Source organism: Mesorhizobium sp. SP-1A (genome assembly GCF_032460275.1).
Lineage (GTDB): Bacteria > Pseudomonadota > Alphaproteobacteria > Rhizobiales > Rhizobiaceae > Mesorhizobium.
Genome location: NZ_JAVXZD010000002.1, coordinates 615112 through 627251, shown reverse-complemented (window position 1 = coordinate 627251; position 12140 = coordinate 615112). Strand labels below are relative to the sequence as shown.

The window sequence follows — 12140 nt, the reverse complement described above, 5'->3', positions numbered from 1 at the left end:
CATGCAAGACGTCGGCGGTGAACCTTTGCCATCAGAACTCTGGCATGGCTCTCCAAACGGAGAAGTGCCTGATATCCTGCTTCCAGCTGCTGAAGGCGGGAATTGGTGGCGTGTCATCGACCCGTTGATGTTCGAGCGCCTCGATGATGAAGACCTGGATGCCGATGAGCGTCATGAGTTGGACCACGAATGCCGCACCGCGTATGGCAACATTGCTTATGAGGCTCTGAGGGCCTCCAGCGACCCACGGCACCAACATATTGCCTCTGAATACGGCCTGGAGCGCCTCGGAGAAGTCGTCAGCATCTTGTTTGTGTCGGCTGATCGCCACTACGTTGAGAGCACTTATGGGCCTGCTGTGGAGATCGACAGCGAGGCGGATGGCCTGCTCATGGCCATCTATGACGAGAATGCTCTGAAAGCAGATAGCTGGATACTGGTGTTTGAAGCTGGCGCGGAGTTCCCACTCAAGGATCGGCCAGCTCCAATATTCAACCGTTAGGCGACGACCGCCTTATCTTTTTCTCCGACAATTTCTTTCCAGAATACAGCCGCTGTTGCGGAGAAAACGATAGCGTGCATCGTCATCAGGAAATAAGTCAGTATTTGCGTCACAATTTGCGTAATCAGGTATGGCGTCCTGACATAGGTATAGCCGACCGCTAGCGCGACCGGCGGTGACATGACAAAGATAAGGGTAATCCAGAATGGGATATTACCCGCTTTCATGAGTTTCCAGCTGGCGACGAAATTCAGGGGTTTACCCGCCACGATCTCCGGCAAAACGAAAGCTAGTTTACGCGCAAAAAAGATGGTCAAGAAGAACGATGTTGTAATTGCGATCTTCTCCATGTCAGGAAAGCCATATGCTTCTGGTTTGATCCCGAGCAGGTTCATGAACCCGCCCCAGCCATTGACCACGCTCGCAAGCGAGAGCTTGAACGTCAGGAGAAAAGTCGCAGAAAGCAGGACAACGCCAAGAGCATAGATCCAGAAGCTCTTTGTCTTGATCATTTGTCGAATTGCTGGAGGCGTGCCATGAATCACGCTGCTTTGGGTGATATAGAACACACTGATCTGGCCAACGAGCAGGGTTAGAACCGAATAGGCGTTCGCAAATTCTTCGCCACCCGTTATCACGTAGTTCAGAGACGAGATGACCAGTCCGATGACAGTGAAGAGCAGGATTGAGAGATAGGCCTTTGGAGCAGCTTCGGCACTCTCACGGAATATGGTACGCACCCTGGCAGGTATAGAAACGTGTTTCGGTTTGCTCATCTTCCGGTTCCTGTTGATATTCTGATTAGCAGCGATTGCCTTGTAGTGATTGATCTTCGACTTTTGCCGTGAATTATTCTCGTGTTCGTTTAGATGTGTGACACATCTGCGCTTGCTGAAGCGAACTTTAGACCAAAGGTTTATGGTCGTGTGGCAGTAGGCGATGTCGCCATACAGCCGCTTCTGCTTACGCATCGTTTTCGGTGCTCCACCCAGTGAAGAGCTGGAGTTTCTTCACCCTCTTCGGCAAATCGTCGCGATAGCAAGGGCCGATAGCCCCAAGAGTCATGGTCGGCTCGTTGAACTCCGTTCGCCCCGCATCGGTGATTGTTGTGGCTTCAATGCCTGCCTGACGGCACAGTTCGATGCAGGTTTCGAGTTCATTCTGGTTTTTGACGCGCACCGAAATTTTCGGCTGTGCGTCAGCCAGGTATGCCTTCATCAGTTCAGGGTTCTTGAAAGCGACATTAACCATACAGGTGCCGAAGGCATGGCCCGATTGGACAGCCAGCTTCCCTTCCGTCATCGGGAGGTCCTTGCGCAGCAACAACCACATCTTCAGCTCGTTCTGAGGCTGATCACCAGATGCACGATGATCCTTCACGTCGCCGCTGAGAGCGGATTCTAGGTTGTTCTGCTGGATGTCGGACATTATGATTTCCTTGAATGAAGCGGGTTTTCAGACTTCGACTTAAAATCCCTCAATTTCCTTTTTGACAGAAAAATTTGATATGGCAAGATGATTTAAATAACCGGAAAACCAAAATGCACATCAAGTCGAAAATTATTGCCGTTTCTGTTTTGCATATTTTCTTTTCGGGAACCTTTGCATCCGCAGAATTCATGACCGAGGCCGAGCGTCGTGCGCAGCTCGTGGAAATAGCTGAGCAGGCAAAATATCGTCCTGAAACGCCAAAACCAATATCAGTAGCGTCCAAGAAGGACCTGCCTGTCGCGACGGCTGCTGTTTATGTCCACGAGGCCATGTTTGAGGATAATGCCTATCCTCAATATCAGCCAGGCACCATCGTCATTCGAACTGGCGAGCGCGTTCTGCATTATATCGAAGACGACTCCACCATGCGGACTTATCCGATTGCTGTCGGCCGTGAGGGCGCTCAGTGGGTGGGCACTACCAAGGTCACACATAAGCGCAAGAACCCTGAATGGCGGCCGACGCCGAATATGCGAAAGCGCAATCCAAAACTGCCCGAAGTTGTGAAGGCTGGCCCCTCCAATCCGCTTGGCATCCGTGCAATCTATCTTGCTGAGGGCTACCTTCGCATTCACGGCACCAATGAACCAAAATCCATCGGGAAGGCGGCTTCATCGGGTTGCTATCGTATGCACAACGAGCACGTTTCCGAGCTTTATGAACTGGTGCAGGGTGGGGCTAAGGTCGTTGTCCTCAAGTGAGTTAGGCCTACTCCATTGTAACATGCACAAGTCAGTCGGAATATTCTTTGACGAATTCAGAAGGTAGTGCATGATGATGGACAATGTTAACTCCAATAATACGCAAAAAAACGCATTGATGGAGCGGGTTCGCGCGAGAACCCTCGACCACGTAAGTCAGAAAAATCAAGACAAAACTCTCTCTGAGATCATGAGTGCTTTCAACGAAGCTGCCGAAAAGCACCGCAGGCAGGTTGAAGAGAACCGCATAATGAATAGCGATATGCTTCCAGATGCGAATGGGTTTCCTATGAAAACTCGCTCGTTTGCTGGATATGCAAAGGGAATTTTTTATGGAGCGAAGTATCTCTGGACGTCGAATTTCAATAGGGAGCAAAAGCAGTTTCAGGTTTCACAGCAGGTAGGCGCTTTCATTGACGGGAAAATTCTCAGTGTTGGCGGAAATATCGACGAATTGAATCATCTGATTGAGACCCACGGGTTTATGCGAGATTTGGACTCATCATTGTCACGGCTGAAAGAAGTGCTTTCAGAAGCGACGGTTGCCGCTACTTTCAATAACGTTACACCAATAGGAACTGGAGTCAAATTGGCGCAATCGGCGAACGTTGTTCTTATTTTTGAAAAAGCTAAAGAGATAGTTCAGCAGATAACTACTCTGGTCGACAGCCATCCAGAACTGAGAGATACGTTTCCTTCGCTGGAAGTGGGCGGTGTTGGGCATCTATCAGCCTTAGCGACACCATTCTCATCTGAGCAAAGCGAAGCTGTTGAGCAGGCTAAATCAGTGATCGAGAGCATCAATGAGTTTAGAAAAACCATGAACGAATGGGACGTCATTGAGGCCTATCACGGCGTTTGGCAAAAACGGTCGGAAATCTGCTCTCGTTTGGGTCTGTATGAAGAGTCGGAAGCAGCATCTAAAGTGGCTGAAGAATACGACAGATCCCATCTGGAGCGCCTTGAACAGGCATGGAAAATGTAGGGCAACTTTTCGTACATAGTTGAATGCAAGGACCGTCGATAACCTGATCAGAATATCAGGAGAATTTCGACGTGTTGTTTGAAGGTAAGCTTCGTTATCCAGAATATGGCTCGCTATACCCAACTTCGGTCATTGACAAGCTGGCCGAGCAAATGGGTGTCGAGCCATTTGCTGCTCTGGGAGATGGCCTTCAGGGCGAAGTCCTGGCGCTGGAGGACGGCCGAGTGATGAAGGTCACTGAATCGGTTTTTGACGCAGCGCTGTCACTATATCTCCAAAATAATCCTTGTTCTGTTTTCCCCGACGTCGATGCGGTTGATCAGGTCACGGTTCGCGGCAAAAAGGTCTACGGCATTGTTCGTTCCGATGTGGAGAGCATTTTTGAGGGGCCGGAATACGACACACAGAATGATCGCAAAGACTGTTTGAACCGCTATTGGTATTTTCTGCGCCACGGCCCCGAGCAACTGCTCAAGAAGGCCACAGAAGACCTCGAAGGCGACGTGGAGCTGCTTCAGAGAGCCGAACAGCTTCAGACCCTGTTGACTGATTTGAATGCCTTTAACGAGGCCACAGGCTTTGATGTTTCGGATATCAATCTGCCCAATATCGGTGTCTACAAGGATCGCCTGGTCGTCAGGGACTTTGGGATGAATTCGATTTGTCCTGACATCCTGAAATCTATGAGCACCAACAGATTGGTGGCTGGTCCGACATTCGGCACGTATGAGTCGAGCTTCCCGACCGCTTTCATCGATGAGGTTTGTGCGGAGCTTGGCATAGAAGCACAAAAGTCTCTCGGTCGCGGCCAGCAGGGAGAGGCAATTCTCCTGAATGATGGCTCTGTTGTGAAGATTACTCCGGTGGAGCGCGAGGCAGCGCTCGCCCTCTATCTTCAGGAGCATTATCAGGCGCAATTCCCTAAAATCTATGACGTGAAGCGGTTCGAGTTCGAAGGGAAACCACATTTCGCAATCCATCGGGAACAGATAGATAATTTCCTCCCCGACAATTCATCCCTAATCGAAACTATCGAAATGGAAGCCGATCTGGCCCGCCTCTGGATTAGTTTATTAAGCGGTGGTCAGAGCATGCGCTACATTCTGGATTTCGAACTTGAAGGTAAGCCGGATGTGCAGATGCACTTTAATCGCCTAGCAGATTTCCTCGAAGGCATACGCGAGTTCAATGCTGAAACACGTATCGACGTAGAAGATTACAATTTTTCGAATTTGGGGCTGGTCGATGATATGATTGTTCTGCGCGATTTCGGGATGAACTTCATCAATTATGCGCTTCTGAATGAAGATCAGGTAAATTTCTTGAAGGGCATGGATGCGGCCCCAAAACTCACAATGTGAGAGCACCACTTTCAAAAACGGTAAACAAAAAAGGCCGCCCCGAATTTCGAGACAGCCTTTTGATGAGAGAACACGAAGGTAGATGTTAAGCAGCCTTCGTGTTGCCGAGACCGATCCTGGCGGCGAACTGGCGCTTGGATTCCGAATGGTTCGGAGAGCAGGCCGGATAATCTGCCGGAAGATTGAAGTGGCGCTTGTAGTCTTCGAAGGTGATGCCGAAGTTCGTCTTCAGATAGCGCTTGATCATGACGACCTTGTTGCCATCGATGAGGCAGACCAGGTGATCAGGATGAATGCTGTCCTCGACCTTGACCTTCGGGGTCTTCGGGATGTTCACGAGGTTCGGCGAAGGGATATAGGGCTTCGGCGGACGTCCACGACCACGCTTCAGTTGCGGTTCAGCAGCAACAGCGACCGGAATGGCGTTCGTGGCGGCTGGGAGGGGAGCCTGGTTCATGAGACTTGCACCGCTGATGTCAGACTGTTTGTCCGACAGCACAGATGCCGTCTCCTGCGCGAAGTTCCCGACATTGACTTCCACAACTCCAGGAGACGAATAGGTATTGATCAGCTTTTCGATCAATTCCGGCAGTTCCTGATGAGGAACCTGGTGGGTCTGGACATACGTCGTCATGAATTCCAGAACCTTGTCGGCGACCTTTTCCGCCTTGGGCGGCTGCACGTTGATAGACATTATTTTTTACTCCTTGCGAAATGTCCTGCTCGTTTTCACCCAATTAATTTTGGGCTATCCGAAACTTCTCCATTCCTTAAAACTCATGTTCTCGCGAACGATTGGACTGGAGTTGCCGCTTACTTAGCACAAATGGGGTAGTCCGCAAGAGGTAATTTCCAGAAAAACGAAAAAAGTTGCTGAATAATGGTTTCTAGGGCGTGAAAATGAGCGTAATCTGGGCTTTGAACCCTTGGAATACCCCGTTTGGAGCCAAAATACCCCTATGTTTAAGCGCCTATTTGGAAGCCTGCTACCTTCAAAGAAATCGTTTCTGGATCGTTTCGACAATGAAATCGCTGAAATCGAGCGCCTTGAAGCGGAATTTATGCATCTAACTGACGATCAGCTGAAAGATATTGTCAGAAACCTCAAGGATGAGGCAATCGCAGGTGCGGATCTAAGCGGAGAAATCCGGAATAAGTCATTTGCACTTGTGAAAATTGCCTCGCAGCGCGTCACTGGGCGCAGGCCTCATAAGGTGCAGGTTCTTGCAGGGCTTGCTTTGTCTACGGGGAAAATTGCTGAAATGCGCACTGGTGAAGGAAAAACACTGGTCGCCGCCATGCCTTCTTTCTTGTTCGCTCTGAAGGGGAGGGGAGTTCATGTAGTTACGGTCAATGATTATCTCGCCCAACGCGATGCCGCCGATATAGGCCGGATTCATGAATTCCTTGGCCTCACTGTTGGCGTTGTGGTTGGCGGAATGGACGATTTTTCGCGCAGGGCTGCGTATGCTTGTGACGTTACGTATGCCACCAACAGCGAGATCGGTTTTGACTACCTGCGCGACAATCTTCGGCTTGAGGCTTCGCAGATGGTCCAGCGTGGACATCATTACGCGATTGTCGATGAGGCCGATTCCATTCTGATCGACGAGGCACGGACGCCGCTGATCATTTCAAGCGCTGACGAAGGCAAGCTTGGTCTTTACCCCGTCATCGATCAAATGGTGAAAGGCCTGCCAGATGGCTCCTATATGGTCGACCCGAAGGATCAGTCGGTCATCCTGAATGAAGATGGTGCGGACTATGTCGATGAGCGGTTGGAAGTCACTGGCATCACGACCCGCGAGAACAAACTGCACAACGGGGCCGACCTTTCGATCTCCCGTGCCATCGACGCAGCCCTGAAGGCTCATAAAATCTTCTTCCGCGACAAGGACTACGTCGTTTACGACGGCAAGGTTATGATCGTGGACAGCTTCACTGGCCGCCTGCAGCCGGATCGCCGTTTCAGTGACGGCATTCATCAGGCTCTGGAGGCCAAGGAGGGTGTCGAGATCAATGCTGAGACCGTCACGCTGACTTCCATCACCTATCAGAACCTGTTCCGCATGTACGCCCTTCTGAGCGGCATGACAGGCACAGCCGAGACCGAACGCGACGAGCTGGAAGCCGTCTACAAGATCGAGACCGTGGTCATTCCAACCAACAAGCCCGTCCAGCGTGTCGATGAAGACGATCAGGTCTATCTGAGCGAGAAGGCAAAGATCGCGGCCGTGATCGAAACTGTCGTCGAAGCCAATGGGCGTGGTCAGCCTGTCCTGATCGGTACGAGTTCGATTGAGAAGTCCGAACTGATTGCCCACCATCTCACCAAGGCTGGCTTCCATCGCCTGTCTGGAGCGCCGGATGAAGCTACGGAGAAGGCGTTTAGCGTATTGAATGCCCGCAACCATGCGAATGAAGCCGCAATCATTGCCCAGGCAGGTCTGCCAGGTGCTATCACGGTCGCAACCAACATGGCTGGCCGTGGCACCGATATCCAGTTGGGTGGACATAATGCGGGCGAGGGGGAAAGCAACCTGACCGCAGAGGCCGTGGTATCCGCTGGTGGCCTCCTCGTCATTGGTACCGAGCGCAACGACAGTCGACGTGTCGACAACCAGCTGCGCGGTCGCTCCGGCCGCCAGGGCGATCCAGGCCGGACCATCTTCTTTGTCTCCCTCGAAGACGAGATCATCCAGACTTACGGCAAAGCCATCGTGGGCATTGCACGTGGCCTTGGGCTTACCGACGACGCTGTGATCGCACACCCGATCATTTCCAAGTCGATACAGCAGGCGCAGCTACGTGTTGAGGCTCGAAACCGCGAAATTCGTCTGAACGTCATGAAGTATGACGACATCATCAATGAACAGCGCAAAGCCATTCGTGAAATGCGTCTGGACTACATGGACACTGATGATCTGCGGGAAGTCGTTGCTGAGATGCGCAGCGAAGCCGTCTCCTATCTCTGCGACAACTATCTGCAGGACGGGATGTATCCTGACGAATGGGACGGGGAAGGCCTGCAGGACGAACTGATCACCTATCTCAGTCTTGAATTTGATATCCCTGCTTGGCTCACGGAGGAGGGGATCACTGCTTCCGAGGTGAAGGCCCGCATCATGGAGGGCATCCGTTTGCGGCGTCAGGAGGTCGAACGAGCCATTGGCGAGGACCAGATCATTGTCGCGGAGAAGACAGCGCTGATGCTCGCTCTCGACAAGGTCTGGCGGAAGCACAATGAAGAGCTTGAGGAGCTGAAGGCATCCGTTGGGCTTCGCACGGTTGGCCAGCGTGACCCAATCGTGGAATTCAGGACTGATGCGTTCGCAATGTTCCAGGCGACGCTCAAGGAAATTGGTATTGAGGCGGCTGGGAATTCCATGCGCATTCGTCCTGTGGTGCAAATGGCTGCTTAAATCTAAGGACCTATGGGCTTCATCGGGGTAGCTCCATGAGAACGCTCCGGTTTCCCTTAAAATCAGGCGAGGATTCAATTAATCAACAAAATAATCGGCAAAATTCACATTTTATCCTTGCCAAAAAACAAAGGGTCTGGCATCTTAAAAACAAGCTCGGAGACGCTTCCCCCTCCCCCCAATGACTGATCCGAGCTTCAGAAAGACGTAACTCGTCTAAAATTGGAATGAACTAAGTCTTCTGAATTCAAATTTGGCCTGATGGGATTTCTCATCGGGCCATTTTTTGTCGCATTTTATGTGGGAACGGCTTGGGTAATTCAATCAGGATGCGCCCAGATTTAGCGCAAATGGCCGACACGGAATTATCTCGTACGTGTGCAATAGCAAAATATGTGGAATATCTGCTTTATATCCCATTTTTTCAGCGAAAAAACGAAATTGTTACTGAAGAACAAGCTTGAATTATCCCATAAATATCCTCAATATCGATAAAGTCTGAACGGCGCTGCCACAGGCACACAGTGTTGTTAAATGGAGAAAAATTATATGCGTTCCAATGATATGCCGTTCGAAGTCAATTCGACTGGCGCAGGAGCCAACACCCGCATCGACTATGCTCTGCACGATGGAGCACATCACGCGAGGGAGTCCATCGTTCTAGAAGGACGACTTTCGGAAGAGGATATCGCGGAAATCATCGAATCCCTCGATGGTGGTAATCTTTTCCTCCCGAACAAGGTTGGTATCCCTGATCTATTGTCGCGCATGCCGGGATCGTGGGTCGAAGGTGACAAGGATTATTTCCACACCATCGAACGCATTTCGTTCACGAACAACCCTGAAGGCGGATATGTTACGGCCGAACAGTTCGTTACCATGGCAGTTACGTCGAATTTGCCGACGTCCTGGTCGTCGGAAGCGCAACCTTCGTTGTGATCCTCTGTGGAAGCAATCGCGACTGCTGACCTTGTCAGGTACGTTCAACAGAGCCTCACCCATGATTTACTGACGCCGAAATGGCGTAAAATTGTGGGTGACTCTGCAGCCCTTTTTAAGGGGCATTGTTACGCCGCATCGGAAGCGATTTATCATATTCTTGGCGGCTCGGAAAATGGTTGGGTCCCTCAGATCGTAAATCATGCTCGTTGGCCTGAAGGCTTAGGGCAGGGGCAGACTCACTGGTATCTAAAGAATAAGAATACGGGCGAAATTATAGATGCCACTGCGGAACAATTTTCTCCATTGTTAGTTAATTATGAGAATGCGACGGGTTGCGGGTTTTTGACTTCCGCTCCGAGCAAGCGCGCCCGGATAATCATGGATCGTGTAAAGTCATTGGTGATCCAGAATTCTGGGAGCATTGAAAATTGACGTCGGAGACAATATTTGTGGTCACTGACAGTGAAGCTTTTGCCCGTGTGCAAAGCTTGGTTGCGCAGAAGCGCTCCAAAGGATTTAGTCAGAACTGGCTGTTTCAGCAAATTGACAATCTCGTTCGGCGAGATGGCGCGTCGTTTTATACCGAAGGCGAAATTTGGGAAATGATTGACGCGTTCTCCTGACGACAGTTTGAAGGAGAGATGCCATGTATGATGCCAGGCAAATTGCCAACTGGTTTATTAACAAATCGGCTGGAGCGTTGGATACGCTGACCTTATCGCAGCTGTTCAGGCTGATCTACATCTCGCATGAGCGCTATATCGAGAAATTCGGACGGCCTTTAGTGAGGAACAGGATCGAGGCCTGGTGGCACGGTCCTGTTATCCCAGATGTCTATGAGGCCTTCAGAGATCAAGGAGCTTATGTGGACGTTGAAGATCCCCACTATGGAAGCGGGGTCAACAAGGCAGACGATGAGCTGTTGAACGACGTCTATGCAGAGTACGGCCATCTGTCGATTCCGAAGCTGACCAGCGTCACCAACAGGCGGAATAGCCCGTGGGGGATTGCATTAGCACATGGGGCCTTCACGCCAATTTCGTTCGGGATAATCGCTGCCTTTAAAAGGACGGCCGTTACTGGCCGCCCCTAGGCTTTTAGCGACTGAATGCAAGCAGGAAGCTCCTGGAATTCTCGGGTGTTGGAGGTATGACGTCGGCAATAACGCTTTCGATGTCGTTGTACTTCATAGTGCGCTTTTCAATCGTCGAGACGATCTTGCTCTTGAACTGGCTGACAGTCAGAAGCCGTCCGCCCTTGCCTCGGAACATATCCCTATTGGCCTTGGCGGCAGCGGGAAATACCTTGGCAGCCGCTTTGTTGGGCTTAATAGCGCTCTGCTCAATCAGCTTGCCAGCTCCGTTCGTGCCAAGGAAGTGGGGTAGGTACAGCTCCTCATTCGAAAGCTCGGTATTTACGCGCGCTTCAATCTTGTTCTTGGCGTCAATGAGGTTGATCGCGGTAAAAACGGTCGAGAGATATGGGCTGGTTCGCAGGTCGAGAATCCGCTGTCGTGCGGTCTCGTTATTGACGTAATACTCCGTCAAGCCACCCGAAGAGCGCTCTTGGATGATGCTGGCCTCGTATTCCAATCCGTAGTCAGCGCCATGCAGCTTCACCATTTCGAGCCACTTCCCGTCGAGAAACTGCATGAGGCCGAACGCACTGCTGGTCTTTGGGCTGGCGGTGAGATCGAAGGCGGACTCCTTCTCGGCAATCGCAAACAGCGTCTCGACCGGGAAGTCGGTGTCCTTGGCTGCGCGGATGATTTCTTTCGCGACGTAGTGAGGTACCTTAAAGTTTCCGAATTCGTGCACCGTCAGGTTCACTGCGACTTGCTCTGCATGATAAGCCACATAGTCGGCCGCCTCCGTGATCACTCCTGTCACACCCGCTTCTACGGCCTTATGTACAGTGTCTACGACCACTTCCTTGGCCGCTTCCTCTCGTGCTTGCTCCCAGCTGTCCTTCAGAATCTGGATAGTACCATCGGAGAATTTTGAAGCGAGCCTGCGGATAGCTGGCTTGTTGAGCTGTGCGACATCGAACGCCTGCTTTGCGAGAGGCATCATCGACGGCTGTATGACATTGTTGAAGTCTGCCTTGGTAGCACTGGTAGGAAACACGGTAACGACAGCTGCTAGGCCCATTGCCTGAACGGATTTCGCCAGAAAATTATGCTTACTCGAAAAAATCATCCCGCCATCGGAGAAAAATTCCTTCGTTCTCTTCATCAAATCCATGGTTAATTCTCTCAATTATGGCGCAGCGTTCTTCCTAATCTGCAAATCAACTTCAACTATATCCCCCTCGGCGCTGAAAGCGACAAGCAGGATCGATGGGGCTTCCGAAAGGAATGAATATACGGCGGGCGGGATGAGAATCCGGGTCCGCAGAAACCAATCATATCGAATTATCAGATAGTTTCCATCTAAAATGGCATAATCAAGGCTCGATTTATGAAAACAGGGCAATGCGAGCATGACGTTACCAGCGTCATTTACAGCCCACTCACATTGATTTTGTGCGATTTCTTGCATTTCCAATTCCCTTGAATAACCAAATTATGTCGCGAAGAATACAGGGATTGCAACTCGTCATGCCGCAGCATGGGGAAATGCATAAAAAAAAAGAAAATTGCCTCTTGTAATTAAATCACCGATCACCGATATCTATTTATGCAGGTGCCAAACGGGCCTGTCGTCTGGATTTCAGGCGCAATTTCAAACAGTTGCT

General features: G+C 50.8%; 14 protein-coding genes. 9 read left to right on the top strand and 5 right to left on the bottom strand.

All coding sequences use genetic code 11. The annotated features are described in order from the left end of the window. Window position 1: 1 nt before the first annotated feature. Window positions 2-502 carry a hypothetical protein gene (locus QU595_RS11985; protein WP_315922187.1) on the top strand — a complete coding sequence of 167 codons (501 nt, stop codon included), beginning with the start codon at window positions 2-4 and terminating at the stop codon, window positions 500-502. Here QU595_RS11985 and QU595_RS11980 read toward each other — a convergent pair. Both QU595_RS11980 and QU595_RS11975 read right to left on the bottom strand, forming a co-directional pair. Further along, window positions 499-1473, bottom strand: coding sequence for a hypothetical protein (locus tag QU595_RS11980; protein ID WP_315922185.1), 975 nt, complete (start codon window positions 1471-1473; stop codon window positions 499-501). The genes QU595_RS11985 and QU595_RS11980 overlap by 4 nt on opposite strands. After that, the gene (locus QU595_RS11975; RefSeq protein WP_315922183.1) at window positions 1466-1930 is read right to left on the bottom strand and encodes an aminoacyl-tRNA hydrolase; all 465 of its coding nucleotides are present in this window, start codon (window positions 1928-1930) and stop codon (window positions 1466-1468) included. Before QU595_RS11975 ends, QU595_RS11980 begins: the two co-directional genes overlap by 8 nt. A 113-nt stretch (window positions 1931-2043) precedes the next feature. Here QU595_RS11975 and QU595_RS11970 point away from each other — a divergent pair, with 113 nt between their 5' ends. The 3 genes from QU595_RS11970 (at window position 2044) to QU595_RS11960 (ending at window position 5040) form a co-directional block, all read left to right on the top strand. Further along, on the top strand, window positions 2044-2694 hold the full coding sequence (locus QU595_RS11970; protein WP_315922181.1) for a L,D-transpeptidase: 651 nt from the start codon (window positions 2044-2046) through the stop codon (window positions 2692-2694). Between the two features lie 70 nt (window positions 2695-2764). Further along, entirely contained in the window at window positions 2765-3679 is a 915-nt protein-coding gene (locus QU595_RS11965; protein ID WP_315922179.1) for a hypothetical protein, read from the top strand. Between the two features lie 74 nt (window positions 3680-3753). Beyond that, complete coding sequence (locus QU595_RS11960) at window positions 3754-5040, top strand: hypothetical protein (protein WP_315922177.1); 1287 nt, start codon at window positions 3754-3756, stop codon at window positions 5038-5040. Between the two features lie 85 nt (window positions 5041-5125). Here the strand turns inward: QU595_RS11960 and QU595_RS11955 are convergent, their stop codons facing one another. Continuing rightward, window positions 5126-5734 carry a MucR family transcriptional regulator gene (locus tag QU595_RS11955; protein WP_315922175.1) on the bottom strand — a complete coding sequence of 203 codons (609 nt, stop codon included), beginning with the start codon at window positions 5732-5734 and terminating at the stop codon, window positions 5126-5128. Between the two features lie 265 nt (window positions 5735-5999). Here QU595_RS11955 and secA point away from each other — a divergent pair, with 265 nt between their 5' ends. From secA to QU595_RS11930, 5 genes are all read left to right on the top strand, one after another. Next, a complete protein-coding gene (secA, locus tag QU595_RS11950) occupies window positions 6000-8462 on the top strand; it encodes a preprotein translocase subunit SecA (RefSeq protein ID WP_315922173.1) in 2463 nt (820 codons plus the stop codon). 549 nt (window positions 8463-9011) lie between these two features. Further along, the gene (locus QU595_RS11945; protein ID WP_315922171.1) at window positions 9012-9401 is read left to right on the top strand and encodes a hypothetical protein; all 390 of its coding nucleotides are present in this window, start codon (window positions 9012-9014) and stop codon (window positions 9399-9401) included. Between the two features lie 6 nt (window positions 9402-9407). Beyond that, window positions 9408-9836 (top strand): hypothetical protein, encoded by a 429-nt coding sequence (locus QU595_RS11940; RefSeq protein ID WP_315922169.1) that lies wholly within the window; start codon window positions 9408-9410, stop codon window positions 9834-9836. A 17-nt stretch (window positions 9837-9853) separates the two neighbouring features. After that, window positions 9854-10027 carry a hypothetical protein gene (locus tag QU595_RS11935; RefSeq protein ID WP_315922167.1) on the top strand — a complete coding sequence of 58 codons (174 nt, stop codon included), beginning with the start codon at window positions 9854-9856 and terminating at the stop codon, window positions 10025-10027. A 23-nt stretch (window positions 10028-10050) separates the two neighbouring features. After that, window positions 10051-10497 (top strand): Panacea domain-containing protein, encoded by a 447-nt coding sequence (locus tag QU595_RS11930; RefSeq protein ID WP_315922166.1) that lies wholly within the window; start codon window positions 10051-10053, stop codon window positions 10495-10497. A 4-nt stretch (window positions 10498-10501) separates the two neighbouring features. Here QU595_RS11930 and QU595_RS11925 read toward each other — a convergent pair whose 3' ends face one another. After that, window positions 10502-11647 (bottom strand): transglycosylase SLT domain-containing protein, encoded by a 1146-nt coding sequence (locus tag QU595_RS11925; protein ID WP_315922164.1) that lies wholly within the window; start codon window positions 11645-11647, stop codon window positions 10502-10504. 15 nt (window positions 11648-11662) lie between these two features. Beyond that, a complete protein-coding gene (locus QU595_RS11920) occupies window positions 11663-11944 on the bottom strand; it encodes a hypothetical protein (protein ID WP_315922162.1) in 282 nt (93 codons plus the stop codon). Window positions 11945-12140: the final 196 nt, after the last annotated feature.

What these genes read in the sequence shown, in the direction of transcription:
- QU595_RS11930 (WP_315922166.1), top strand. Translation starts at nt 10,051, where the DNA reads ATGTATGATGCCAGGCAAATTGCCAACTGGTTTATTAACAAATCGGCT.
- QU595_RS11980 (WP_315922185.1), bottom strand. Translation starts at nt 1,473, where the DNA reads ATGCGTAAGCAGAAGCGGCTGTATGGCGACATCGCCTACTGCCACACG.
- QU595_RS11945 (WP_315922171.1), top strand. Translation starts at nt 9,012, where the DNA reads ATGCGTTCCAATGATATGCCGTTCGAAGTCAATTCGACTGGCGCAGGA.
- QU595_RS11955 (WP_315922175.1), bottom strand. Translation starts at nt 5,734, where the DNA reads ATGTCTATCAACGTGCAGCCGCCCAAGGCGGAAAAGGTCGCCGACAAG.
- QU595_RS11925 (WP_315922164.1), bottom strand. Translation starts at nt 11,647, where the DNA reads ATGGATTTGATGAAGAGAACGAAGGAATTTTTCTCCGATGGCGGGATG.
- secA (WP_315922173.1), top strand. Translation starts at nt 6,000, where the DNA reads ATGTTTAAGCGCCTATTTGGAAGCCTGCTACCTTCAAAGAAATCGTTT.
- QU595_RS11920 (WP_315922162.1), bottom strand. Translation starts at nt 11,944, where the DNA reads ATGCAAGAAATCGCACAAAATCAATGTGAGTGGGCTGTAAATGACGCT.
- QU595_RS11970 (WP_315922181.1), top strand. Translation starts at nt 2,044, where the DNA reads ATGCACATCAAGTCGAAAATTATTGCCGTTTCTGTTTTGCATATTTTC.
- QU595_RS11985 (WP_315922187.1), top strand. Translation starts at nt 2, where the DNA reads ATGCAAGACGTCGGCGGTGAACCTTTGCCATCAGAACTCTGGCATGGC.
- QU595_RS11975 (WP_315922183.1), bottom strand. Translation starts at nt 1,930, where the DNA reads ATGTCCGACATCCAGCAGAACAACCTAGAATCCGCTCTCAGCGGCGAC.
- QU595_RS11965 (WP_315922179.1), top strand. Translation starts at nt 2,765, where the DNA reads ATGATGATGGACAATGTTAACTCCAATAATACGCAAAAAAACGCATTG.